The organism is Rheinheimera sp. (genome assembly GCF_036782235.1).
Lineage (GTDB): Bacteria > Pseudomonadota > Gammaproteobacteria > Enterobacterales > Alteromonadaceae > Pararheinheimera.
Window position 1 is genome coordinate 1 of sequence record NZ_DAIPZL010000011.1, and the last position, 24,544, is coordinate 24,544.

Here is a 24,544-nt window from a genome sequence, read left to right on the forward strand (position 1 = left end):
GCCACTGGATCGGTCAACCGATCTGAAATTTTCTTATCTGATCGGCATTACAGCCATGTCGCTGGTTTTTTTTAATAAGTGCAGCAGCGGTGCAGTTCTTTTTTTAAAAATAAAGGCTTCTAAACAAAGCCTTTTCAGCTGACTTTGGCATTGTTTCATTTGCTGATCACAAAGTGGTTTTGTCAGTCCATAAAGAAAAAACCAAACTTTTCGGCGACTGGGTCCGACTATGTCGTTATGCAAACTATTTGCAGATTTTTACCTGAATGCGGAGCCTGTTATGAACCATTTACCCAAACATCTGAAATTTATTGCCCCTGTGTTGGTTTTAACCGCACTGCAGCTTGGTGCCTGTAGCAACGCTGGTGCTGCCGCGGACAGCTCAGCGCTTGCCAATGCCGGAACTCAGTCACCAAATTCTGGCGGTAGCGGCTATCAGTTGCAGGTACTGAAAGACTGTAAAGTGTTGTCAGAGCGCCCTCTGAATGCACAGGAGCTGAAGTTATATCAGGAATTACAGCTTGCAGAGCAGCGAATGAAACAGCTCGAAGCACCACTCAAACAAATGGAACTGGAACTGGCAACGCAGAGCAAAGCGCTTGAGCATCTGACCAGTCAGATAGAACAGCAGGCCGGGCAGCGCCAGGGACCGGACCCACAACTGTTAGCGCAACAGGCCGAATTCAGCAACAAAATAAGCGCCGTGGTGGACAGTCATCAGGCCGATATTGACGCTCTGAGCTCACAAGGCCAGTACATTGCAACAGTGGCCACCGAATTTGAACAGCTGGTGATAAAACCGTTAGACAAAGGCAGTTATGACCAAATCAGGTTATTCCCACAAGGTGACAAAGCACCCACAGATTGTCAGCAGGGTATGTTTTTTTCAGCGTCACGCTAAAAGCACCTGTCGTTTGCTGGTGTTTTTGCCTGAGCCTCAAAAGGAGTTGTTGGAAAAAGCGAAGTTGCAGAGCCTGCTGATCAGCAGGCTCTGCAATAACCGGAACTATGGTTATGACAGCATTGCTTTTGTGCGTTTTACAGACAAAGTACGACGCAGACTCAGCCATAACAGCGGGCACAACATCAAAAGTGCTGATGGCGGTGCAGGGACAGCTGTAGGGTCGGTCACCTGAATACTGACACCCGCCCAGTCAGGGCTGAGCATATTGGCGCTTTGGCCAAGGAAGCCCAGATAGCTGTTATCAAGTTCCAGGACAAAGTTGCCCGCTTTTTTTACGGTAAATTTAAAGGCGGCCAGCACAAAACCTTGTTGCTGCTGCGCCATTAACAGGTCCAGATCGGCCGCCCAGTCAGCATATTCTTCCAGTGACAGTTTGCCGTTGATTAAATCATGGGCTGAATACGCATAAGAGCCAAAACCGTCGTTAAAACCAGTGCCAAAAGTCCAGCTTTCTAACCAAAGCTGTGCTGGCTGATATTGCAGCGCCAGGAAAAAGCCGGTCAGGGTTTCAGTGGCATTTTCAACCCTGAGCCAGGCGGTCACTGTGTCACCGGTTTGATATTGCTGTTGATCGGTTTGAATACGAATAAGCGCTGCATTAGCCGAGGTGCTGAGCAGCAGCAAGCAAGCCAGAATAAGCTGGCAACATGTGGTTTTTAATAAATTCATTTTATAAGTTCCTGTTCTAAATTTGCTTAGGCTGCAATAGCGCAGCGCGGTAAATCACAAAGCTTGCTCATGGCCGGCACGTCACGCTGGTCCACAACCTTGTCGAGGTTAAAATCGAGTTCGCTGGTTAAATTGGTTTTGCTGCGAAGCCGCTGGTTAAACAGCTCAATATCGCGTTTATCAACGGCGCCGTTTTTATCCAGATCGGCAGGTCGGAACGAACTGCCCTGGCAAATGCCCTGGCCTGCAACTACACAGTCCAGCCATTGATGAAACTCAAGGTCAAAGTTGGTGCCCCAGGTTTTCAGAATATCCTGATAGGGTGTGTAAGGCGGTAGTTCAGGTAAATCAACTTTTTGCTGGCCACAGGTCCAGACCCAGTTGCCAGAACCCCAGGCACTGTCGTCATATAACCAGCTCCAGTTATTGGCAATGGCATCTGGCTTGTAACGCCAACCCCAGTCAAAACTGCAGGCTTCGCTGGAAATGGCGTATTTGGCAGCACGCAAAGTAGGCAGCAGCGGCTGGTCGATATCAGCACGATGTTTTTCAAACATAAAACGCACGGCCAGATAACCCCAGTGATAGGTGCGGGCTGTATTGCTATTGGCATAAGTGGTTTGAAATAACTCACTGAGCTGATAGGTTTTATTAGGCGCAACGGCCAGCGCTTTGGGATTGGTGGCCGGTTGTGATAAATATTCAGCTAAACCTTCGCCCCACCAGACTGAGTTCTGTGGTTGGTCACTAAAGCTGCCCCACTGGTTAAAGCGGCCATCCAGATAATGGATATATTCGTGCTCTAAATTCCACACCACAAAAGCAGGCGCCAGCCAGGTGGCCTGATAAGCGATAAAACGCGCCTGATTCGCTGGATCTGACGGTGTTCCTTCTAAATACATACCGCCATTGTTGGTGTCTATGCCAAAAAACTGACCGGCATAGTTCTGATAATCGGTGGAGGATTTAAAAATGACCATCTCCAGCGCTGTGTTATTGTCATTGTCCACAGGGCTGTTGGCGTTAGTGTTAAAGGTTTGGTGAAACAGGCTTTCTTCGGCTGCCAGTTTGCTACAAATACCAGCCAGATTTTCGTTGCTGATTTGCCCCTGGAACCGGACTTTCAGGGTTGGGCCACAAGAGTGGCTGCCGGATAACACTGTGGATTCGAGATCAAACTGACAGGCATTGCCGTACATACTGCAATTGGCGCTGTCGTAGGCTTTTACCATACCTTGTGCATTAACCCAGGCTTGTGAGCCGGTGCCGCCATAACTGTAGCTTGACAGCACATGCTGCAGCGCCGGACGCACTGTGTCGGCAACAGCACCACCAAGTTTAAGCATGCGGCCAAGCTCTGACACTGCATCATTAAACTGATATTCGCGGGTATGACCCACCAGCCACAAGCCATCGTTTAAGACAAAGTCCCGCAGTCTGGTGACAATTTGCGGATGGGTGCTTAGGAGCTGGTCCAGCTCAGCGCCACCTATATTTACTGCATTAAAATAGTGCGTCAGAATTTGGGTCATGCCGTTTTCTTCATAGGCAACACCCCAGTTATTGCTGCGGTTTACGCTCTGGGCATACCCCTGCAGTGCTTCGCTGATCCTGGGTAAAAATTGCAAGGCTTCGGTGCCTGAGCTTCGCACTAAAATCAGCATTTCATACCGCAGGAAATAATTGCGTGAACTGGTGCCGTTAAACTGCACAAAATGATCGCCGGCAAAATACTGGCTAAAAGCTTGTTGCAACGCAGCTTTATAATTGGCCGCAAAACTGCGGCCAGTGGCAGATTCAGCCCAGTGCATCGCTCTTAAATAAGTTACCAGTTTTTCCAGCACCACAGCACCAGAGGCGTCTGAACCGTCAAAACCCTGCAGCTGCTCATTAATGGCATTGGCAATAGTTAAAATTTTGCTATCAGAAAAATGTGCAGTGCCTACAAGGCTCACATCATAAAGTTTGTATAAACAACCGGTTAAGCTGGCATTTCTGACAGCATCAACCAGTTCGTTGCCATATAAATTCAGCAAATCGACAGGGCTGCTACAGCTGACTGCCGCTGTTGTGACATTGCTAGGTTGCGGCTTGTTGTGCTTGGACAGGTTATTCAGACTGTGCCGGGAGTACTCTTGATCTGCAGCAGGGCGCCAGCGTGTGCTTAACTCTAGCCCATGTTTTTCCGCGTAAATTTTCGCCTGAACCTTTTCAAATTCAACAGGCGACATTAAACGGGGTGGCGCCACCATATTTTTGTCTGTGTGCGGGCGTTTAGCGGCGAGTTCAGTCAGATGCTGACGTTGTAAATCGACGCTGATTTGTCCAGGATGTGTCAGTTGCACCTGTTCCTGCGCCATAACTAAACCGCTGCTGAGCAAAAGCGGCAGCAGCTTCAGATGGGTGTTCATAAAGGCATGTTCCTTTCGGTGAGTGATCGTTATAATTGTGTTACCTGCGCAGGTAGGGATAAGTTAACACAATATATATTGTATACAATATATTTGAGTTGGTTTATTTCGCTTTAATGGCGCGGATTGTTAAGTTGTTTTGGTTATAAAAGCACCTAAAACCGGCAAATTAACGCTGTTATGGAAACAAAACGGCAAAGCTGGTGACTAGGTTTTTGTGGTACAGCAAACAATCCTGTGTTCAGGCGGTTAAAACGCTGTGCATTGGAAAAGGCTTGTTACTGTGATGTTGCAGCAGAAAAAGGAAGATAAAGTGCTTTATATTGTGATGTTAGGTGGTCGCCATGCTGCGGCAAAAATTGAAGTGCATGATGTGGTTTTTGTCAGTGGTGACAATCTGCAACAGCTGTATCCACAATTGCGCGAGCAGTGGTTTGGTATCTCAGAAGGTTTACACATCGATTCCTGGATGGCAGTTGATGGCGTTGAGCAGTATAAAGTCGGTTTCAGCAACACAGCACCAGCAGCAGGCGAGCCCAGATTATTTTTTATAAATCTTGGGGGGTATCAGTATGGCCATTTTGGTGAAGAACATCGTTATTTACTGGTTGTTGCCAAAGACAAAGTCAGCGCCAAACAAAAAGGCAAAACCATGTTGGCTGCGCAATGGGATAAACCACATACTGACAATCTGTGGGATTTAGACGATTGTATCGCCATAGACAACATTGGCGGCCGTTATATCAGCCTGAGTCTTGAACCACATCAGGGTATCAAACAACAAAACGATTATATTTTGTTGTGACAGACTAAAGAAGCCAGCGACAAGGCTCAGTATTTAAAACCAAGCAGCAGAGCGCAGCTGGCAACTGTAACAGAGCATTCCTGGCAGACGAGGCGACAGATGATCTGTTAAAGGCATTTGAGAATTTGAACATTCTATTTAACATAATATACATTATGGGATATGTCGTCTTTGGTGGGGAAAATGCCCCGAAACGTGCGAAAACAGCAGCAAACTAGTTAAAACGATTGCGCTAGTCGCTGCCTTCAGCTTTTTTGCTAGGTTGTGCCATACCGTTTGTGCGGTTTCAGTTTTGGCGCACTCAGCAGCAAGCTCGACAAGGACTAGTCCGGCGTCGAGCTGACACTGCTGAGCTATCCACAGCGCCTGTTCTTCTGTCAGGTGTCGTTGTCCTGATTTTACCGATGATAAATTTCCTTTCGTCATTTTTGGCAATACCGCTACAACTTCAGCGTCCTTTGCAAATCCCTTCGTTTGTTTCAGTGTCTCAATCAGTGTTGCGCTGTAGCTCATAAAAAAACCTCTTGACGTTTTCACAAATGAAAACTAAATTCTGCCTAAATAGTTTTCATGGATGAAAACTTAGCTGTTTATTTGTTAATCGAGTATATCAGGGGCTGCAACCATGACCATACAAGAAGTGATTGAATTACATAGAGCAAAGCTCATTAGCTCAGTAAAAATCGTAAAGCGTCATAACCACAGGCGCTTTGTTGAAATTGAAGTCACTGCAACCGTTCGCGCTTTAACGCCTCAGTGCGACATTGTGTTGCACCCGTTTAAGCTCGACCATCAGGCTTTAAAGTCTGATTTATGGACAATGCGTTTGCTCGATGACAACGCCATTCCTTTTGAATTTTCTGATTTGACTGTGGCGGCACCTGATTTGCGCTCTGGCCGCAGCCCACAAGTGCAAAAGCTGTCACAGTCATCTTCCTGTGTTCTCTGCGGTAAAACGTGCCTCGACCTTTCGGCGGGTTGTTTCAATCCGTCGGTTTTTTCTCCCGCAGATGGCGATTGGGTTTGCAACCTCAATCTGAGTTTATCCACAGAAACGGTGGATAACTTACAATGACAGATTTTTCAGTTGTTTCAGCCACAGAAGAACAAATGCAGTGTCACCTGCCCTTTGCCGTATCTCTGGTAATTCGCCGCCTAAGCAACTGCAATTTTTTGGCTGTCGTTAAGTTCCCTTATCACAATACAGTCGCCTTCCGCATCACCGATATTAACGGCGCTTGGTTGATTTTCTTTAATCGCAACCACTTTTACAGCTTTTTGCAAAGGAATGGCCTTAACAATTTAGCGGTGGTTCACCATGATTGATATGGTCGCAATCTCCGTTCCTTTCATGCCTGAATACGTTCACCAAGTTGGTGACAATGCCTTTTTGGATGATAAATTCATTGCTGAAAAGTTCGGGCTTTCCATGGAAGGCCAGATAGATTACGAAAACGGCGTTCCGGTGGTTTCACGCCTGCGCCATAAATTTGAATCTATCCCGTCAAGTTTCGCATCACTGGCCTTTAAATTCGTCAACGGCACAGATTTTAAATGCTACCCGTACATAAAAATCGTTGGTAATCCAGCCAAGCTCTTGCAGGGTCACAATGTCTACGGCTCCGATAATTTATCTCTGTGTATTCAGTGTATTGAGCAGGCTTTTTGCTTCTCTGGTTTAGCCCCTATTGAATATTTAGATTGGGCTTATGCAACCGTTGATTATCTCGATGTTACCTACACTGCCCACGTTCAAAACAGAGAAACTGCTTTAACAGTTATTGATGCTATAGGGTCAATTAAGATTGGGCAAAAAAAGCCTTATCGTGATCCAAAGTTCAAAACAACAACTTATATCAATAAGGGTTCCAGACACTCACAACAAAAGATTTATTTAAAAGAAGATGAATTAAATAAACAAATTTCGGTTTTAACCCGCAAATACGCTGCAACAAAATTAAATCATCTTAAATACCAGCTTTTGCAAATAACTTCGCCAACCGTTAGAGAATATGCCTACGCCGCAGTGCGTTTAGAATCCCGAGTTTTTGCCTGCAAAATTAATAGCCTTGGCTATTCGACCAGCTTTGCTGAACTACGTGATCCAGCTTATCAAACCCGCAACCCCGACATAATCCAGAATCTTTGGCTTGATTCTTTTAATCCAATTTTGAAAGCCTTTGAAGGTGCCACCATGAATGCACATAACCATACAGAAGTATTTGAGGCGTTAAAGCTCGCCCATTTTAGAATCAAAAAAGATGGCTCTCACTCTTACACCAAGGCCAATAAACTTTTTGACCTGTTTAATACCATCACCACAAAAGGCTATGAGCACACAAAGCGCACCCATGACCGTGCAACTTGGGGGCGACGCTTAAAAGAATTTCAGGCCGCTGGTTTATCACTGGCTCAGTTAATGAATTTCACAGGCGAAGTGTCAAATGTCGTTCCGTTAATCCGCTTTATCAATGTCGATTTTGCTAAACAATTACCCGCCGATTTTGTTGAACCGTTATCCCTGCGTGAACAATATCAGCGACAGCCTGCGCTATTGCGCCTCGTTTCGTAAAGGAAACCACCAATGACAAACATGTTATCAATACCAACTTTTCAGGGTCTTACAGTAAATGGCGTTTATAAAGGCGTTCGTCAACAACATGGCCGACCAAATGCGCAAGGCGTAGTCAGAACAACTCTTTACTGCGGAATATCTGTAATTCGCCAAGGCAACTACGGCACAGAAGAAACCATTATCGAAATGGTAATTTCAGAACAGCTTATTAAAGATGGCGTTCCCGCCAAATTAGCCCAATTTGAAGGCCAACAAATTAGCCTGCCTTTTTGGGAGCGTCTTTGGGAAGGAACATCAACGCCCGGCTTAACTCGTTACCTTTCAAACGAAGTTAAAGACATGTTTCAAAAATAATCCTTTTTGCAAAGCCTCTTGCCCCTTTACGGGGTAAGAGGCGGCAAAAAGACGGGGGATATATGGAAACCGTATCAGTAGACCCAACGCAGATAGCCGCTGTTATTTCGGCCATTGAAACCGCTGTAAATGTGGTTGTTTCAGCCATTGCCTGTGTCTGCTTTTTCCTCGGTATGAATTCGTGGGAGTCGTCCGCAAAATGATGATGACATTCACAGAAAGCATCGGCCTCTGTTTTGGGGCTGGTATCACCGGCTGGTGCGTTGGCGCCGGCTTTTATATGTTCAGGCGTTTTGCCTATCAAGTAGCGAGTTAAACCATGAAAAAACAAAACTTATTGCTGTTAGCAGCAACATTTTTAACTGGCGCAGCTGTCGCCTCTCCTGCCACTGATGCAATTGCAGATGTTGGTACTGAAGCTGCGGCGTTGTTAGCTGCGGCTTGGCCTGTAGTTATCGCCATCGTTGTAGGCACTATCGGTATCAAGCTGTTTAAGAAGTTCGCCAACAAAGCGACCTAAGACCAAGGAAAAGCCCCATGACAAAGTACGTAATCACTTTAATCACTTTGCTGTGGGGCTTTTCTGCCTTTTCTGAAACTCAACGAATTTATAGTATTTACGCTCAATTTTCCCAGCCTGTTAGTTTCAAGCCAAATGAACTTTTTATAGATACCTCAATTCATGCGGCTGGGACAGATTCTGTTAGGCGTTATATTTTACAGAGTGTCACTGTTGTCTATAATTCTTCTTCAATTTCTAATTGCACTATTGCCAGCAATCAAACAACTTTAAGTTGTATTAAAAATGGCTCACCCACTTCAGTTAGCATAGGTTATTCCTCTTCCGGCCCATTTCAATACCCTGAAACCGATACCTGCAAACATTCTGCCGGACAAACTGTTAGTGGATTTTTTAATAGTCTTGCATCTCGTTGTATATCAATTGAAGGCAAGACCACAGGTGGCCCAAATCCACAGCCCTTGCTTTGTTCTACTGAAGGACAAATCTGCATAGGCACAAATCTCAATGAATGTAGCCATAAGATCACAGAAAATTCTTGTACTGCTGAAAGTCCACCAGATGAACCCGAACCAGACCCTGAGCCAGATCCAGACCCTGAGCCAGACCCTGACCCAACACCAGACCCCGACCCAACTGACCCTCCACCACCGGATGGTGGCTCGACTGGCGGCGGTTCGACTGGCGGCAGCAACCCCCCAGCCTCCGGCAACACTGGCGGGCAAACTGGCACAATTGGTGGTAACACTGTTAACGTTACTCAGGACTTTACCCCCATAACTGAGCGGCTCGACCTGCTCCGCGCAGATATGAAAAAGCACACTGATTACGTATCAGAACGCATAGATAACAATACCGACCAAATGACGAAGGGGTTTAAATACCTTGGTGCTGTCATTGCTAACAACGCAGGTACCGGCACAGATAACGCCAAACTTGACGCAATTAGAAACTCTGTCGAATCACTCAAAGGCAATATTGATGCTGTTGCCAATCAGGTGGCCGCCCAAACTCAGCAACATGGCGATAAGCTCGACGGCATAAAAGGCTCAATGGATGAATTATTAGATTTTGTAAAAAACGGTGATGCGATAAGCGGCGAGGAACAAGGCGATCAGCTTGTGCTGCCTGATTACAATCAGCATTTATCTGACGCATACACAGGCATACAAACCGACGTTGAGAACCATGTCCAGAATTCCGGCTTAAATGCTTTGACGGATAAAGAACACATTGAAGGCATTTTCTCTGGCGCTCAGTCGCTTGCTGATGTTTTTGATATAGCAGGCTCGTCTTGCTCTCCAATATCTTTTGGCCGCCATGGGTCTTTAGACTTTTGTGACGCAGCCCCGAAAATATCTATGGTATTGGAGATAGTTATCTGGCTTTTAACCGCAATTTTCATTTTCACCTATGTAGCAACCATCTTAACTAAAGAGCGCCTATCATGATCCCATTGCTGATATTGCCAATCATGGCTTTTTTCAGAACTATCATAAGCAAGATTTTCCAGTGGTTTATGGTGGCTTATTTGTCAGGCGCATTAAAAAGCATGGCAATTTATTTGCTGCTTTTCACTGCCCTTGCAACGCTGATAACCGGGTTAATCACAACAGCCAACGCTATGCTTTTGGACGCTATCCGCTCAATGCACCCAATGAGCCAGTTAATGCTGGCTCCCATTGCCGGAATGATGCCCCCTTCGCTATCTCTTTGTGCCAGCATGATTGCCACAACCTACATTCTCGGCATCGTTTACAACCTTGCAAAAGAAGTCGCCAAGCTCAAAGCAAAAATGGCCGAACGCGCCCTTGGTTTCTTTAAGGCTTAACCATGCCCGCCTATGTCATCACTGGTAAACTCGGCGCAGGCAAATCGCTTGTCGCCGTTTCCCGCATTCAGCAATACCTGTTTCAAGGCCGCAAAGTCGCAACTAATGTAAATCTATTCCCTGAACACCTAACCAATAACCTTTGGTCAAAAAACTGTGAGATATACCGCATACCCAATAAACCAACCATTGCCGACTTAAATAACCTGCCTCGCGGCCATGACTTAGACCATGCCGACGACAATAAAAACGGGATTTTGGTCTTGGACGAATGCGGTACATGGTTTAACTCAAGGGGCTGGAATGATAAAGGCCGCGCTGAGGTTATCGAGTGGTTCCGAAATGCCCGTAAATTAAGGTGGGATATTTATTTCATCATTCAGGACGTTGCTGTTATGGATAGCCAGGCGAGAGACTCTTTCGCTGAACACGTTGTTTACTGTCGCCGGTTCGACCGATTTAAAATCCCGATTTTGCATTTACTCGGCATTAAACCGCCAAAAATTCACCTCGGGATTGTCAAATATGGCGACCGCGACAACAGTCCTACTGTTGACCGCTGGATGTATCGCGGCACCAACCTTTACAACGCCTACGACACAGAACAACAATTCACCTCAAACGACGAAATACAAGGGCTTGCCTCAGTCCTGCCGCCATTCTATACGCATGGCCGATACACAACTAAATGGAGAGAATTCAAAGATGGCCTCAAGCGCTTCCGTTTTGGTAAATACCACTTTTTTTCAATAGGGGCTTTACTGGCTGCGTTCACAGTAAACGCCCTCGTCACTTATGAACCCGAACAACCCAAAAAAGGTATCTGGTCTTGTAATGAAGCCTACAAGCAGCTTTTTGGCTCCTGCTCTGCCAAGCCCGTAGCGCCTTACGAATACTACTACCCTAAACCAGAGCAAAAACCCGAAGATAAAGCAGCAGAGAGCGCCACAGAGCGAAAAAAGACCATTTACATTGCCGGATGGGAAAAAACATCAACGGGATATAACATGGCCTTTGTGACAGACGATGGCGAACCGTTTTACCCGACGTATTACAAAGTAATCACCGCAGGCGATTGCACTGCGCTGGTAATGCTTCCAGATGGACGGCAACAGCTAAACTGTATGCCGGATAAAATGGCGTATGCAGAAGTTAAAAATGACGCTTCCAGCGTCATGCAGTGACCAACGGGAACGGCAACCAAGGCCGCAAAGCGGCCGCTGAAAGCGCAGCTTTCCCCCTGCCAAACTGAAAAGCCCCTGAAGGGGCTTTTTTTATGCTTTATCGTTTTTCGCGCCGTTTTGGGTGCCACTCTAAAGAGTGCACACAGTAATAGTGCACTCTTGTTTCAAAATGAAACAAAACACCCAACAATTGCGATTTTTCAGCGCCTGACATATCATCACAAATATATCTACTAAGTTATTGATTATATTGAACATAATAAAGTCATTATGGGATATTTAGTATGAATGTATAACTACAAAACCTGCTGGCTTTAAACCGCTTTTCATGGTTTATGCTGGTGCCATCTCTGTGTTATTTGGCAGGCTGAAGTATTTTTACATGGCTCCATCGGTTTTATTAAAATCTACTTGTTACGTAACTGATGTTCTATACTTGGCCAAAACCCAAAAACATGAGTTTTATATGGCACTTAGCAACGCCGAACGGCAACGGAATTATCGCAAAAGACGCAATGTTGAACTGGTCAATGCAAAAAAATTACGTGATGAACATACTGGGCTGCTTGCAGAACTTTCTAAGTTACGTAACGAAAATGATGTGTTAAAACAAGAGATCACAAAACTAAACCAAAAAATTTCTATGATGGAGCTCGACAGTAAAAACGCAGTTACTGCCACCGAAGTTCCTTACGATGAACGTTTGCTGGTACTTCGCATTCCGTTGCAATACCAAAAAGTGTATACCGCAGCACAGTCGGATGCGGAATTTACCCGTATGACACCACAGCTTTGGGTCCGCTCAAAAGGCATCCCAAATTACAAGTTTGCTTACCGTTTGGTGTTACTTCAAATAGGCAACAGATACTTGCTGGAATTAAGGCCGCCGCTTGATAAAAAGTCTGAAGAAAAACTGCAATCTTTTATCACTTGGCAGGAAATGGAAGATTACATCAAAGAGCGTGGCCTTTAGTTGTGCCTGAATTTTCTGAATCGACCTAGAGGCAGAGCCCCCTGCTCTGCCAATGGTAACGGCCTGATATTCAGGCGGCTTTAATACCAACCTGCAGAATTTCGTCTTTGTCGTTCAGTTGCCGCACTGTGAGTACCAGCTGATCCAGTTGCAGGCTGTCGCCTACCACAACCCGACGATGAAAACGCTCTGTGATGTACTCAGATAAAGATTGTTGTGGGTTTAATTCGCCAAACTCTATGGTGTAGAACGCAGCCAACTCAGATAACAGGATCTGGCCGTTTAAGACAAATTCACCAAAAAAATCTTGCCGGTTGAGCGCAGCCGCTGCGGCATAACTGGATAACACTTCGCTTAAATGAGCACTATCTGCGGCTTTGGCTAACACCATCAGCGTATCCTCTGCTTTAAACAATGCACAGTTTGCACTTTGCAGCCACTCTCCCTGACGAATAACACCGAGAAACAGCACTGTATCCGGCACCGGCAATTGTTGCCAATCTGCATCAATCACAGACGAGCTGGCATCTACTTTATAGGCAAGCAGCTGCAGTATATCGTGGCTTGGTACAGCTTCTAAAGCCATCACATGATCAGGCCCTGGTGATTTCGGCACCTGGAGTTTTAACCAGCGCGCCACCGGTGCAATAGACCAGCCCTGGATCAACAAAGATACTATCACCACAAAAAACGCCACGTTAAAGTACAAATCGTGGTTTGGCACTCCAGCAAGCCAGGGGATCAGTGCAAGAATGATAGGCACAGCACCTCTTAAGCCAACCCAACTGATAAAGATCTGATCATGAACCGGAAATCTAAATGGCACCAGGCTTAAAATCACGGCCAGCGGCCTAGCCAGAAAAATCATTACCAAAGCCAGTAGCAGAGCCGGAATGGCGTATTGAAAAAGTTTTGCCGGTGCCACCAGTAAACCCAGCATCAGAAACATCACTATCTGACTTAGCCAGGCCAGGCCATCGTGCATGCGCAAGATAGATTGCAACTGAGCCAGTCGTGCACTGCCAATCAGTACCCCGGCCAGATACACAGCCAGGAAACCACTACCGCCCAACAGGTTGGTGAAAGCAAAGATCAAAAGTGCGTAAGAAACAGCAAATAGCGGAAAAAAAGCTGCGCCAAGCGCTAAACGGCGGCACATCCAGATGAACGTTTTGCCGCCAAGGTAACCCGCCAGTGCACCAATGACTGCTTGCTGGAAAAAACTGATGGCCAGTCTCCAGTCTGGATTGGCGTCGCCTGCAACCACACTGACCAGGGTAAAGGTCAGCATCACCGCCATAGGGTCGTTGCTGCCCGATTCAATTTCGAGGGTAGATGCCACCCGCTCTTTAATATTCAGTCCGGCCGATTGAAAGATGGAAAACACCGCAGCTGCATCGGTTGAGCTTAAGATAGCCCCTAGTAACAATCCCTCTAAAAAAGTGAGATTAAACAACCAGGTTGCAGCTATGCCAAGCACAGCACAGGTGATTAATACGCCAACAGTCGCCAATGCGGCGGCTGGTGCTAATACCACTTTAAATCTGTCAGGTGGCGTTCGCATCCCACCATCAAACAGAATAATCACCAGCGCAACAGAGCCGATTAATAAAGCGGTATCGGGCGAAGAAAAAACAATGCCCAGCAGACCGTCTTCACCGGCCAACATGCCAATAACCAGAAATATTAATAATAACGGCGCACCGAAGCGCGCCGAAATTAACGTGGCGATAATACTAAGCGAAAACAGCGCGCCGGCAATCAGAATACTGAGGTTCACTGCATCCAATAGCACATCCTTTATTGCGGGGTCTGAATTTCCTGATAAATGGCCTGCAAAGCGGCCAGTGGATCTGATGCCTTGGTGATGGGGCGCCCTATCACCATATAATCAACACCGGCAGAACGCGCTTCTTTGGGCGTCATCACCCTTTTTTGATCATCTGCAGTGGCAAAGGATGGTCTGATCCCAGGCGTCACCAAACAAAAATCCTGACCAAACTGTCGTTTTAACATCTGAGCTTCCTGCGCTGAACACACGACACCATCAAGGCCTGCTTGTTGTGTTAAGCCAGCCAGGTGTTGTACCTGTTCAGCTACTGAGCGGTTGATGCCTAACTCAGTGAGATCTGCTTGTTCCATTGAAGTTAGCACAGTTACGGCAATTAATAATGGCCGCTCAGCAGCATAAGGCTGTAGCGCCTCACGGGCCGCAGCCATCATGCGGCAGCCGCCGCTGGCATGCACATTCACCATCCAAACTCCGAGATCTGCAGCGGCCTGGACGGCCTTGGCAACAGTATTTGGAATGTCGTGGAATTTTAAATCCAGGAAGACCTCAAAACCACGCTGATGCAATGTCTGAACAAAATCCGGACCAAAATGGGTGAACATTTCTTTGCCCACTTTTAACCGGCATAAAGACGGATCAAGCCGGCTAACCAGGTCCAGCGCCGCGGCTTTTTGTTCAAAATCAAGGGCCACAACTATAGGGCTTTGTGCCATGTACAATTTCCTCTTTTACTAACGGCCATCAATACCACTTAAGGGTTCAACAGTTTCCCACTGCTGGCATGATGGGCATAACCAATAAGCTTGCCGTGTTTTAAAACCACAATTGCGGCAACTAAACAAAATTTTAGTTTCCAGATAAGCATTCACCATTTGTTCTATTGAGTGCAGCGCTGCTCTGTGCTCCGGTTCTGTGATCTGACGAAGCTGCAACACCCGTTGGAATAAACGGATATTCGGTTGTTGCTGCAGTTTTTCCAGCAACAGCTGCTCACCCGCTGCCGGCGAGCCGGTTTGCACCAGCCAGTCTGCCAAATAGATAGTGGCTGTAATGTTTTTATGCTGATGCGCAAGCTGACTCAGGAGCTGATACCAATCTTGCGCCGGTAACTGACATTGGATTAAGCCCGGCAACACTTCAGCCGCCCATTGTGGTTTTTGGGCCAATACAGCTTTAAAAGCAACTGCCGCTTCATCAAGTTGTTGCTGTTGCAATAACAATTGCGCCAACTGCATTTTGGGCCGGATAGACTGGGGATACTGTTGTGTTAAAAGTCGCAACGCAAATGCATCCAGTGGCTTTTTCTGATCCTGACAACGCATATTGCTAATGGCAATACGCAGCGACTTAGAATCGGTTTTATCTACTTCATGGGCAAAAGCAGCCGCTTTATGCCAGTCGTGTGTGGCAATGAACAGACTAAAAAGTTGCTTTAACGCTTTTTCACGCAGCGCATCAGTACTGACCAACGCTGTTAACAACAGCTCTGCCCTGTCATACAAACCAGCCGAATAATAGTCGTTTGCCAACTCCAGCTGAATTTGTTGTGCCTGGTGTTTTGGTAATTTTAACTGATGCAGTTTTTCATGAATGCGGATAGCTTTATCCCAGTCGCCTCTGCGACGGAATAAATTCGCCAGCGCCAGATAAGTATCAATAGTCGCAGCTTCAATATCCAGCAGCTGCAATAACTGTTCTATTGCTTTATCTTCTTGATCTGTAAGTAGAAAATTAAGGCCGGACGACAGGTTTTTCGCAACACTTGCTTTGCCTTTTAACTCTTCCTGACGAAGACTGTTTCTGCCATAAAACCAGCCGTAAGCGGCGGCAACTGGCAGTAACAGGAAAAGCAATTCAAGCATAGGGGTCAGGTCTTGCTGATAGCTTTAGAAAACCAGCGTTTGGTTTTGAGTTTTATCAGAATGGACAAAGATAAGCTTAAGCCTATGGCAAAGCCGAGTAACAGAAACAGCAGGGCAATATCCACAACCCGCAACTCAGCTTTAGCGATAAAATAGTTGAGTTCAGCTGCTTGCTGGTTAATAGAGCCAAAAAACAGGCCAACCACAACCAAAGCAACAAAACATAAAATGTAAATCAGTTTTCTCAAACCCAACTCCGTTTGTACTCAGCTTGTGCTGGTACTAAAACATCCCTGATCAGGTGTTTTCTTTGACGCGATCGCGTAACTCTTTACCTGGTTTAAAATGCGGGACATATTTGCCGTCAAGTTCAACCTTGTCACCCGTTTTTGGGTTACGGCCCACACGTGGTGCACGGTAATGCAGAGAAAAACTACCAAAACCACGGATTTCAATACGTTCATTTGCAGCTAAAGAACCGGCCATTTGTTCCAGAATTTCTTTTACTGAGGATTCAACATCTTTGACTTGGACGTGAGGAAAATCACTTGCGAGCTTTTCAATCAATTCAGATTTGGTCATAGACCCTCCGCTACAATGTGGTCTGGAGAATTCGGCTGGGGCTTGGCAGCCCCAACCGATTTACTTCAGCATTAATTAGTCAGCTTTCTGGGCTGCTTTGAATGCTTCAGCCATTGCATTGCCACCAAAGTCAGCATCATCTTGCTTCTTGATAGAATCCATAGCTTCTTTTTCTTCAGCTTCGAACTTGGCTTTGATTGACAGGCTGATTACGCGGTTTTTGCGGTCAACACCCATCAGACGAGCTTCAACTTCTTCACCTACTTTCAGTACTGTTGATGCATCTTCGATACGCTCACGAGCGATGTCTGATACACGAACATAACCTTCAACGCCACCTTCCAGCATTACTGTAGCACCTTTGGCGTCAACAGCAGTTACGTTGCCTTTAACGATAGCACCTTTTTTGTTATCAGCAAGGTAGCCGTTGAACGGATCTTCGTCTAATTGCTTGATGCCTAAAGAGATACGCTCGCGCTCTGGGTCAACTTGCAGTACAACGGCAGAAACTTCGTCACCTTTCTTGAATTCGCGAACTGCGTCTTCACCGGTAGAGTTCCAGCTGATGTCTGATAAGTGAACCAGACCATCGATACCACCGTCCAGACCGATGAAGATACCGAAGTCAGTGATTGACTTGATTTTGCCAGAAACGCGGTCGCCCTTGTTAAAGCCCTTAGCGAACTCTTCCCATGGGTTAGCTTTACACTGTTTCAGGCCTAAAGAAATACGACGACGTTCTTCGTCGATTTCCAGAACCATCACTTCCACTGAGTCACCTAAGTTAACAACTTTAGATGGGTGGATGTTTTTGTTGGTCCAGTCCATTTCTGAAACGTGTACTAAACCTTCAACGCCTTCTTCGATTTCAACGAAGCAGCCGTAGTCAGTCAGGTTAGTTACGCGACCAGTGATCTTAGCACCTTCTGGGTAACGAGATGCGATAGCGGCCCATGGATCTTCACCCATTTGCTTCAGGCCCAGAGAAACACGTTGTTTCTCACGGTCGAATTTCAGAACTTTTACCGGGATCTCGTCGCCAACATTGACGATTTCGCTTGGGTGCTTCACGCGTTTCCAAGCCATGTCAGTGATGTGCAGTAAGCCGTCTACGCCACCTAAGTCAACGAATGCACCGTAGTCAGTCAGGTTCTTAACGATACCCTTAACTTCCATGCCTTCTTCCAGGTTTTGTAACAGTGTATCGCGCTCAGCACTGCTTTCAGATTCGATCACAGCACGACGTGAAACTACAACGTTGTTGCGCTTCTGGTCTAATTTGATAACTTTGAACTCAAGTTCTTTGTGTTCTAAGTGCAGAGTGTCGCGTACTGGACGTACATCGACTAATGAACCAGGCAGGAATGCACGGATACCGTCAACTTCGACAGTGAAACCGCCTTTAACTTTGCCAGTGATAACACCGATAACGGTAACTTTATCTTCACAGGCTTTTTCCAGGCGTACCCAGGACTCGTGACGCTTGGCTTTTTCGCGAGACAACAGAGTCTCACCGAAACCATCTTCAACTGCATCCAGAGCTACGTCGATGATGTCACCAACGTTCACTTCAATCTCGCCAGCCAGGTTTTTGAATTGTTCAACCGGGATCGCAGCTTCAGATTTCAGACCGGCGTCAACCAGTACTACGTCTTTATGAATAGCTACGATAGTGCCCTTAACGATTGAACCTGGGCGAGTTTCGATAGTCTTGAGGCTTTCCTCAAATAATTGTGCAAAATTTTCAGTCATTTTTCACTGTTTCAGTTAGTTGCTCCACTTTGCATCCAAATAAAGTGGGGTTGCTTAATTTACCGTTAACATTCCTTGTCAGCGGCTGTCCAAAGTGAAGGCTCAGGCCTGGTTCAATTGCTTTTTAACAAAGCTCAGAACCTCTTCCAACACTTGATCAATAGTTTTGCTGGTCGAATCCAGTAAGTAGGCGTCGTCTGCTGGTTTCAGCGGAGCAACTGCGCGGTTCATATCGCGCTCATCTCTTGCCTGAATTTCGCTCAAAAGGTCGCCGATGTTAACATCAAGACCCTTTTGTTTCAACTCTAAATAACGCCGGTTGGCGCGTTCTGCAGGGGCGGCGGTCAGGAAGATTTTTACTTCAGCACCGGGGAATACCACAGTGCCCATATCTCTGCCATCCGCTACTAAACCCGGTGCTTCGCGAAAAGCACGCTGACGGCGTAACAACGCTTCCCGCACCCGCGGTAAAGAAGCAATTTTAGACGCAACTGAGCCTACTTGCTCGGTGCGGATAGTATTGGTGACGTTTTCGCCTTCCAGCGTAATGCGTACGTTACATTGTTCGTCGCAGTTAAACTGCACATCCAGATGCGCTGCCAGCGGTTGCAGTGCTTCTTCATCTTCAGGTGCAATATTGTGGTGAATGGCGGCCAGCGCTAAAACCCGGTAAATAGCGCCGCTGTCGAGCAGATGCCAACCCAGCTTTTGCGCCACTAAACGGCAAATTGTGCCTTTGCCTGAACCACCAGGACCATCGATGGTAATTACCGGCGCATGCTGCATAGTGCCTCCATAAAATTCGCCACTTTAATAAAAGTGGCGGCATTATACAGACAATTGTGACAAAAAGCGCGGTTTTCCCAATAAATTACAAGGTGTTACCGCGTAACTTTTTAGGTTACGCGTTTTGTGAAGTTAATGCTGCAAACACTTCAAAATATTGAGGAAAGGTCTTGCGGGTGCAGTCTGGATCTTCAATGGTCACGCCCGCTTTGGCAAATGCCAGGAGCGAAAAACACATGGCCATACGATGGTCGTTATAAGTGGCGATACTGGCATGCTGAATTTCTGCAGGTGGCTCAATCCGGATATAATCCTGACCTTCTTCCACAATGGCGCCCACTTTACGAAGTTCAGTTGCCATTGCCGCTAAACGGTCGGTTTCTTTGACACGCCAGTTATACACATTGCTGATAAGGGTTGGCCCTTTGGCAAATAACGCCGTGGTCGCAATGGTCATGGCTGCATCCGGAATAGCGTTATAGTCACGGGAAATGCCATGAAGTTGGTTTCGCGTAACCGAAATATAATCAAAACCCCAATCCACTGTGGCACCCATAGCTTCGAGCGCGTCGGCAAAATGAATATCACCCTGCACGGCATTTTTGCCTATGCCCGTGACTTTGATAGTACCGCCGGCGATAGCCGCAGCTGCCAGGAAATAACTGGCAGACGACGCATCACCTTCAACCAGAAAATCGCCTGGAGCCTGATAATGCTGCTTACCCTTCACCATAAAACGCTGGTAATTGTCATTGTGTACTTCCACGCCAAAACGGCTCATCAGTGCCAGCGTAATATCAATATAAGGTTTGGAAACCAGCTCACTTTCAATTTCAATCACTGAATCACCATTCAGTAATGGTGCCACCATCAATACAGCAGTTAAAAACTGGCTTGACACACTGCCGTCAATTTTTACCGAACCGGCTAGGAGCCTTTTGCCACGAATACGCAAAGGCGGGTAATCTTTATGACCGAGATATTCAATATCACAATGCCACTGCGCCAAAGCGTCCACTAGATGGCCGATAGGACGCTCGTACATCCTGGGTTCACCTGTTAAGGTGACATCCACATCGGAAGCCGCCAATGCTGCAGTCAGAGGCCGCATTGCGGTACCGGCATTGCCAAGATATAACTCCAGCGGTTTATTCACCGAAAACAAAGCACCAAGCCCCTGCACCACACATTCTGTTTTGCTTTCAGACAACTGGTAACTGACACCTAACTTTTTTAGAGCGTTGAGCATATGCTCCACATCTTCACTGTGCAGTAGATTGCTGATGCGGGTCTCGCCTTTGGCTAAAGCGGCCAGTAATAACACCCGGTTCGAGATACTTTTTGAACCTGGTAAATGCACTGTGCCCTGAGCTTTGGTGACATGGGATAAAGTTAAGCTTTTCATCAACCGTGCACCCGCTCAAACTCTTGCATAAAAGTCACCAGGGTTTGTACGCCGGCAAGTGGCATAGCATTATAAATACTGGCGCGCATACCACCCACCATCCGGTGACCTTTCAGCGCCAATAAACCTGCGTTTTCGGCCTCTGCTACAAACAAATCATTCAGCCGTTCATCTGCCAGTAAAAACGGTACGTTCATCCAGGAGCGGTACTGTGGCGCTACGTCGTTACGGTAAAAATCACTCTGGTCAATATAACCATAGAGCGTGTCGGCTTTTTGCTGGTTTAATTTGCCCATCGCCTCGACGCCGCCCTGACGTTTTAACCACTCAAACACCAGACCTGCCAGATACCAGGCATAAGTTGGCGGAGTGTTAAACATAGAGTCGTTTTCCGCTGCTAAGCGGTAATCCAGAATGGCCGGAATATTGCTGCCGGCTTTGGGTAATAAGTCTTCGCGCACTATGGCCACTGTCAGACCGGATGGGCCGATGTTTTTCTGCGCGCCGGCGTAAATTACGCCATAACGGCTGACATCCAGTGGTCTTGATAAAATAGTGGACGATAAATCGGCCACCAATGGCACTTCTGTCTCTGGTACGCCGGTAAACTCCAGGCCATCCACGGTTTCATTCGGGCAAAAATGCACAAAGCTGGCGTTCGGGTCGATCTGCCAGTCTTTTTCCGCTGTTAAAGTGCGGATACCATCCACTTTGTGCTGAATTTGTTGTGTTTTTACAGCACCAAATTTTAGTGCTTCTTCGGCGGCAGCCTTAGACCAGGCGCCCGACACTATATAATCTGCCGTTTTACCAGCTTGCATTAAATTCAGTGGCACTGCGGCAAACTGCCCCCGGCCACCCCCATGCATAAACAGCACTTTATAATGCGCAGGGATCTGCATCAGATCCCGTAAATCCTGCTCTGCTTTGGCGGCCACAGCCATAAAGTCTTTGCCCCTATGGCTCATCTCCATAATGGAGCAGCCACGACCATGCCAGTTAATAAACTCTTCCTGCGCCTGCAACATAACTTCAGTTGGCAACATAGCCGGGCCTGCGCAAAAATTATAAGTTGTCATGATGTCCTCTTTGAATGTACGGAAAATAAAAACGGGCCTGGCGTGGACCTGGCGCTATTGCTGGAGCTCATTTATGGCAGCACCGCAACAGTTTTTTGCCATCTGGATGGCTTCTTTTTGGAATAAACACTCTACCGCAAATTAGCAAAGCGGCAAACCAAAAATCTGCCTGTTGCAGGTTATTTTTGCACTAAAAAAAAACGAGCGCCGAGGCGCCCGTTTTATAAGCTACAGCTTATTCTTCTGAATCGTCTGGTTCAGCTTCAACATCTATTCTGTTTTGCTGATCCAGCACTGCCACTTCTGCTTCGGCGGCCGCCAGTTCTTCCTGGTCCTGAATTTCGTCAATGCGCTGTACGCCCACCACTTTTTCGCCTTCCTGGGTGCGGATCAGGATCACACCTGCGGTATTACGGCCAACCTGCGACACTTCTTTGACGCGGGTGCGCACTAAAGTACCTTTGTCAGAAATCAGCATAATTTCGTCCAGTGCGTTCACCTGCACTGCACCAACGACTAAGCCGTTGCGCTCGGAGACCTTAATTGACACCACACCCTGAGTGGCGCGGCTCTTCTCTGGGTATTCAGCCAGTGAAGTACGTTTACCATAACCATTTTCGGTGACTGTTAAGATAGCGCCTTCAGACTTAGGTACTATTAATGACACCACTGAGCCGTTTTCACGCAGTTTGATACCACGCACGCCTGTGGCGCCACGACCCATAGGCCGTACCTGCTCTTCATGGAAGCGCACGACTTTGCCGTCATCGGAGAACAACATGATCTGGCTGCTGCCGTCTGTGATATCCACCCCAATCAGCTGGTCGCCTTCGTTCAGGTTTACGGCAATAATACCGTTGCTGCGTGGGCGCGAATATTCGGTCAGCGCTGTTTTCTTCACTGTGCCGTTGGCCGTGGCCATAAACACATATTTGCCTTCTTCGTATTCCCGAACCGGCAGAATGGCAGTAATACGCTCGTTTTCTTCCAGCGGCAGCAGGTTAACGATAGGTTTACCCCGTGCCTGACGGGAAGCCAGCGGTAATTGATAAACCTTCATCCAGTACAGACGACCACGGTTAGAGAAACACAAAATGGTGTCGTGAGTGCTGGCAATTAACAGCTGGTCAACAAAGTCTTCATCTTTGACTGTCGTTGCGGCTTTACCACGGCCACCGCGGCGCTGCGCTTCATAATCTGACAACGGCTGATACTTGGCATAACCCAAGTGCGACAGAGTTACAACCACGTCTTCTTCAGCAATTAAGTCTTCCATATTGATATCCAGAGCATTGTCCTGGATCTCAGTACGACGGGCATCACCATACATGGCTTTGGCCGCTTCTAACTCTTCACAAATCACTTCCATCAAACGTTGTGGGCTTGCCAGGATATGCAGCAGCTCAGCGATTAAATCCAACAGTTCTTTGTATTCACCAAGGATTTTTTCGTGCTCAAGGCCCGTCAGTTTATGCAAACGTAAATCAAGAATGGCCTGCGCCTGTTGTTCGGTCAGGTAATAATAACCGTCGCGAATACCAAAATGTTCTTCAAGCCACTCAGGACGGGCAGCGCCTTCACCAGAACGCTCCAGCATTTCTTTGACGTTGCCGAGTAACCAGCCACGGGCGACTAAACCTGCTTTGGCTTCCGCCGGGCTTGGTGAGTTTTTAATCAACTCGATAATTTCGTCGATATTGGTCAGCGCAATGGCTAAACCTTCCAAAATGTGGGCGCGGTCACGGGCTTTACGCAGGTCGTACACGGTACGGCGGGTGACCACTTCACGGCGGTGCAGCACAAAACATTCGAGGATTTCTTTTAAGCCAAGCAGTTTTGGCTGGCCCTGATCCAGCGCCACCATATTGATACCAAACACAGTTTGCATCTGAGTCTGGGTATACAACTGGTTCAGCATTACATCAGAAGATTCACCACGTTTAAGCTCAATGACAATACGCATACCGTCTTTGTCAGACTCGTCGCGCAGTGCTGAAATACCTTCAATGCGTTTTTCTTTCACCAGCTCGGCGATTTTTTCAATCAGACGGGCTTTGTTCACCTGATACGGAATTTCATCAACGATAATGGTCTCGCGACCGGTTTTATCGTCAGTTTCAATATGGGTTTTGGCACGGATATACACTTTGCCACGACCGGTACGGTAAGCTTCTTCAATACCACGGCGGCCGTTGATAATAGCGGCAGTTGGGAAATCCGGGCCTGGCAGGTGTTCCATCAGCTCTGGAATCGTAATATCCGGATTGGCAATCAGCGCCAAACAAGCGTCAATCACTTCGCTGAGGTTATGCGGCGGAATATTGGTGGCCATACCGACCGCAATACCGCTGGAACCATTGACCAGTAAGTTTGGAATTTTGGTGGGTAATACTGCCGGAATTTGTTCAGTGCCGTCGTAGTTCGGCACAAAATCGACAGTTTCTTTATCTAAGTCAGCCAGTAATTCGGTGGTGATTTTGGCCATCCGCACTTCGGTATAACGCATGGCTGCTGCGGAGTCACCGTCAACCGAACCAAAGTTACCCTGACCGTCCACCAGCATATAACGCAGTGAAAATGGCTGCGCCATCCGGACTATGGTGTCATACACAGCGGTGTCGCCGTGCGGGTGATATTTACCAATCACGTCACCGACTACACGGGCAGATTTTTTATAAGCCCGGTTCCACTCGTTGCCGAGTTCTTTCATCGCAAACAAAACCCGGCGATGCACTGGCTTTAAACCGTCCCGAACATCGGGTAAGGCCCGGCCAACTATTACGCTCATGGCGTAATCGAGATAAGAATTTTTTAATTCTTCTTCAATATTAATGGGAACGATTTCTTTGGCCAGATTTGTCATAATAAAGCTTTTTTCCCTTAAAATCAGACAGATGACTCGCGTTTAGTTCTATTATCCGCGCGGCGAGAACCCGGGATTCTAACACAATAGTGCCGCCTTGCCATGGTTAAGACAAGATCCAATCACAAAGCTAAGAA

At 47.0% G+C, this 24,544-nt stretch carries 24 protein-coding genes; 11 read left to right on the forward strand and 13 right to left on the reverse strand.

Features of this window, described 5'->3' with window-relative positions:
* The first annotated feature begins 280 nt into the window (after positions 1-280).
* Positions 281-901 (forward strand): hypothetical protein, encoded by a 621-nt coding sequence (locus V7P87_RS12300; RefSeq protein WP_333797688.1) that lies wholly within the window; start codon positions 281-283, stop codon positions 899-901.
* Positions 902-1,012: 111 nt separating this feature from the next.
* Here V7P87_RS12300 and V7P87_RS12305 read toward each other — a convergent pair whose 3' ends face one another.
* Together V7P87_RS12305 and V7P87_RS12310 are read right to left on the reverse strand one after the other, a co-directional pair.
* On the reverse strand, positions 1,013-1,633 hold the full coding sequence (locus V7P87_RS12305) for a hypothetical protein (protein WP_333797689.1): 621 nt from the start codon (positions 1,631-1,633) through the stop codon (positions 1,013-1,015).
* A 26-nt stretch (positions 1,634-1,659) separates the two neighbouring features.
* On the reverse strand, positions 1,660-4,044 hold the full coding sequence (locus V7P87_RS12310; protein ID WP_333797690.1) for a collagenase: 2,385 nt from the start codon (positions 4,042-4,044) through the stop codon (positions 1,660-1,662).
* Between the two features lie 286 nt (positions 4,045-4,330).
* Between V7P87_RS12310 and V7P87_RS12315 the strand changes: the two genes are divergently transcribed.
* Positions 4,331-4,849 (forward strand): DUF1543 domain-containing protein, encoded by a 519-nt coding sequence (locus tag V7P87_RS12315; protein ID WP_333797691.1) that lies wholly within the window; start codon positions 4,331-4,333, stop codon positions 4,847-4,849.
* Positions 4,850-5,002: 153 nt separating this feature from the next.
* Here V7P87_RS12315 and V7P87_RS12320 read toward each other — a convergent pair whose 3' ends face one another.
* Entirely contained in the window at positions 5,003-5,362 is a 360-nt protein-coding gene (locus tag V7P87_RS12320; protein WP_333797692.1) for a DUF3693 domain-containing protein, read from the reverse strand.
* A gap of 112 nt (positions 5,363-5,474) precedes the next feature.
* Here V7P87_RS12320 and V7P87_RS12325 point away from each other — a divergent pair, with 112 nt between their 5' ends.
* The 9 genes from V7P87_RS12325 (at position 5,475) to V7P87_RS12365 (ending at position 12,286) form a co-directional block, all read left to right on the forward strand.
* Positions 5,475-5,924 (forward strand): hypothetical protein, encoded by a 450-nt coding sequence (locus tag V7P87_RS12325; protein WP_333797693.1) that lies wholly within the window; start codon positions 5,475-5,477, stop codon positions 5,922-5,924.
* Complete coding sequence (locus tag V7P87_RS12330; RefSeq protein ID WP_333797694.1) at positions 5,921-6,175, forward strand: hypothetical protein; 255 nt, start codon at positions 5,921-5,923, stop codon at positions 6,173-6,175. The genes V7P87_RS12325 and V7P87_RS12330 overlap by 4 nt, the downstream gene beginning before the upstream one ends.
* Complete coding sequence (locus tag V7P87_RS12335) at positions 6,168-7,421, forward strand: phage/plasmid replication protein, II/X family (protein ID WP_333797695.1); 1,254 nt, start codon at positions 6,168-6,170, stop codon at positions 7,419-7,421. Before V7P87_RS12330 ends, V7P87_RS12335 begins: the two co-directional genes overlap by 8 nt.
* Before the next feature lie 12 nt (positions 7,422-7,433).
* Complete coding sequence (locus V7P87_RS12340) at positions 7,434-7,778, forward strand: hypothetical protein (RefSeq protein ID WP_333797696.1); 345 nt, start codon at positions 7,434-7,436, stop codon at positions 7,776-7,778.
* Positions 7,779-8,097: 319 nt separating this feature from the next.
* Positions 8,098-8,298 carry a major coat protein gene (locus V7P87_RS12345; protein ID WP_333797697.1) on the forward strand — a complete coding sequence of 67 codons (201 nt, stop codon included), beginning with the start codon at positions 8,098-8,100 and terminating at the stop codon, positions 8,296-8,298.
* 17 nt (positions 8,299-8,315) lie between these two features.
* Positions 8,316-9,749: a hypothetical protein gene (locus tag V7P87_RS12350; protein ID WP_333797698.1), complete on the forward strand. Its 1,434-nt coding sequence runs from the start codon at positions 8,316-8,318 to the stop codon at positions 9,747-9,749.
* Positions 9,746-10,129, forward strand: coding sequence for a hypothetical protein (locus V7P87_RS12355; RefSeq protein ID WP_333797699.1), 384 nt, complete (start codon positions 9,746-9,748; stop codon positions 10,127-10,129). Before V7P87_RS12350 ends, V7P87_RS12355 begins: the two co-directional genes overlap by 4 nt.
* A gap of 2 nt (positions 10,130-10,131) precedes the next feature.
* The gene (locus V7P87_RS12360) at positions 10,132-11,313 is read left to right on the forward strand and encodes a zonular occludens toxin domain-containing protein (RefSeq protein ID WP_333797700.1); all 1,182 of its coding nucleotides are present in this window, start codon (positions 10,132-10,134) and stop codon (positions 11,311-11,313) included.
* Between the two features lie 466 nt (positions 11,314-11,779).
* Entirely contained in the window at positions 11,780-12,286 is a 507-nt protein-coding gene (locus V7P87_RS12365) for a hypothetical protein (RefSeq protein ID WP_333797701.1), read from the forward strand.
* A 70-nt stretch (positions 12,287-12,356) separates the two neighbouring features.
* Here V7P87_RS12365 and V7P87_RS12370 read toward each other — a convergent pair whose 3' ends face one another.
* From V7P87_RS12370 to gyrA, 10 genes are all read right to left on the reverse strand, one after another.
* Entirely contained in the window at positions 12,357-14,066 is a 1,710-nt protein-coding gene (locus tag V7P87_RS12370) for a potassium/proton antiporter (protein WP_333797779.1), read from the reverse strand.
* A gap of 20 nt (positions 14,067-14,086) precedes the next feature.
* Positions 14,087-14,791: an orotidine-5'-phosphate decarboxylase gene (pyrF, locus tag V7P87_RS12375; RefSeq protein WP_442967972.1), complete on the reverse strand. Its 705-nt coding sequence runs from the start codon at positions 14,789-14,791 to the stop codon at positions 14,087-14,089.
* Positions 14,792-14,809: 18 nt separating this feature from the next.
* The gene (locus tag V7P87_RS12380) at positions 14,810-15,940 is read right to left on the reverse strand and encodes an N-acetylglucosaminyl transferase (RefSeq protein WP_333797703.1); all 1,131 of its coding nucleotides are present in this window, start codon (positions 15,938-15,940) and stop codon (positions 14,810-14,812) included.
* A gap of 5 nt (positions 15,941-15,945) precedes the next feature.
* Entirely contained in the window at positions 15,946-16,188 is a 243-nt protein-coding gene (locus tag V7P87_RS12385; protein WP_260656470.1) for a lipopolysaccharide assembly protein LapA domain-containing protein, read from the reverse strand.
* Between the two features lie 49 nt (positions 16,189-16,237).
* Positions 16,238-16,522 carry an integration host factor subunit beta gene (gene ihfB / locus V7P87_RS12390; protein WP_260656471.1) on the reverse strand — a complete coding sequence of 95 codons (285 nt, stop codon included), beginning with the start codon at positions 16,520-16,522 and terminating at the stop codon, positions 16,238-16,240.
* Positions 16,523-16,597: 75 nt separating this feature from the next.
* Entirely contained in the window at positions 16,598-18,274 is a 1,677-nt protein-coding gene (gene rpsA, locus V7P87_RS12395; RefSeq protein WP_296298572.1) for a 30S ribosomal protein S1, read from the reverse strand.
* A gap of 102 nt (positions 18,275-18,376) precedes the next feature.
* A complete protein-coding gene (cmk, locus tag V7P87_RS12400) occupies positions 18,377-19,060 on the reverse strand; it encodes a (d)CMP kinase (protein WP_296298570.1) in 684 nt (227 codons plus the stop codon).
* Between the two features lie 115 nt (positions 19,061-19,175).
* Positions 19,176-20,465: a 3-phosphoshikimate 1-carboxyvinyltransferase gene (aroA, locus tag V7P87_RS12405; protein WP_333797704.1), complete on the reverse strand. Its 1,290-nt coding sequence runs from the start codon at positions 20,463-20,465 to the stop codon at positions 19,176-19,178.
* Entirely contained in the window at positions 20,465-21,547 is a 1,083-nt protein-coding gene (gene serC, locus V7P87_RS12410; RefSeq protein ID WP_333797780.1) for a 3-phosphoserine/phosphohydroxythreonine transaminase, read from the reverse strand. Before serC ends, aroA begins: the two co-directional genes overlap by 1 nt.
* Positions 21,548-21,779: 232 nt before the next feature.
* Positions 21,780-24,407 (reverse strand): DNA topoisomerase (ATP-hydrolyzing) subunit A, encoded by a 2,628-nt coding sequence (gyrA, locus tag V7P87_RS12415; protein ID WP_333797705.1) that lies wholly within the window; start codon positions 24,405-24,407, stop codon positions 21,780-21,782.
* Positions 24,408-24,544: the final 137 nt, after the last annotated feature.

Coding starts and splice junctions, on each gene's coding strand:
- V7P87_RS12300 (WP_333797688.1), top strand. CDS start 281: ATGAACCATTTACCCAAACATCTGAAATTTATTGCCCCTGTGTTGGTT.
- V7P87_RS12305 (WP_333797689.1), bottom strand. CDS start 1,633: ATGAATTTATTAAAAACCACATGTTGCCAGCTTATTCTGGCTTGCTTG.
- V7P87_RS12310 (WP_333797690.1), bottom strand. CDS start 4,044: ATGAACACCCATCTGAAGCTGCTGCCGCTTTTGCTCAGCAGCGGTTTA.
- V7P87_RS12315 (WP_333797691.1), top strand. CDS start 4,331: ATGTTGCAGCAGAAAAAGGAAGATAAAGTGCTTTATATTGTGATGTTA.
- V7P87_RS12320 (WP_333797692.1), bottom strand. CDS start 5,362: ATGAGCTACAGCGCAACACTGATTGAGACACTGAAACAAACGAAGGGA.
- V7P87_RS12325 (WP_333797693.1), top strand. CDS start 5,475: ATGACCATACAAGAAGTGATTGAATTACATAGAGCAAAGCTCATTAGC.
- V7P87_RS12330 (WP_333797694.1), top strand. CDS start 5,921: ATGACAGATTTTTCAGTTGTTTCAGCCACAGAAGAACAAATGCAGTGT.
- V7P87_RS12335 (WP_333797695.1), top strand. CDS start 6,168: ATGATTGATATGGTCGCAATCTCCGTTCCTTTCATGCCTGAATACGTT.
- V7P87_RS12340 (WP_333797696.1), top strand. CDS start 7,434: ATGACAAACATGTTATCAATACCAACTTTTCAGGGTCTTACAGTAAAT.
- V7P87_RS12345 (WP_333797697.1), top strand. CDS start 8,098: ATGAAAAAACAAAACTTATTGCTGTTAGCAGCAACATTTTTAACTGGC.
- V7P87_RS12350 (WP_333797698.1), top strand. CDS start 8,316: ATGACAAAGTACGTAATCACTTTAATCACTTTGCTGTGGGGCTTTTCT.
- V7P87_RS12355 (WP_333797699.1), top strand. CDS start 9,746: ATGATCCCATTGCTGATATTGCCAATCATGGCTTTTTTCAGAACTATC.
- V7P87_RS12360 (WP_333797700.1), top strand. CDS start 10,132: ATGCCCGCCTATGTCATCACTGGTAAACTCGGCGCAGGCAAATCGCTT.
- V7P87_RS12365 (WP_333797701.1), top strand. CDS start 11,780: ATGGCACTTAGCAACGCCGAACGGCAACGGAATTATCGCAAAAGACGC.
- pyrF (WP_442967972.1), bottom strand. CDS start 14,791: ATGGCACAAAGCCCTATAGTTGTGGCCCTTGATTTTGAACAAAAAGCC.
- V7P87_RS12380 (WP_333797703.1), bottom strand. CDS start 15,940: ATGCTTGAATTGCTTTTCCTGTTACTGCCAGTTGCCGCCGCTTACGGC.
- ihfB (WP_260656471.1), bottom strand. CDS start 16,522: ATGACCAAATCTGAATTGATTGAAAAGCTCGCAAGTGATTTTCCTCAC.
- rpsA (WP_296298572.1), bottom strand. CDS start 18,274: ATGACTGAAAATTTTGCACAATTATTTGAGGAAAGCCTCAAGACTATC.
- cmk (WP_296298570.1), bottom strand. CDS start 19,060: ATGCAGCATGCGCCGGTAATTACCATCGATGGTCCTGGTGGTTCAGGC.
- aroA (WP_333797704.1), bottom strand. CDS start 20,465: ATGAAAAGCTTAACTTTATCCCATGTCACCAAAGCTCAGGGCACAGTG.
- gyrA (WP_333797705.1), bottom strand. CDS start 24,407: ATGACAAATCTGGCCAAAGAAATCGTTCCCATTAATATTGAAGAAGAA.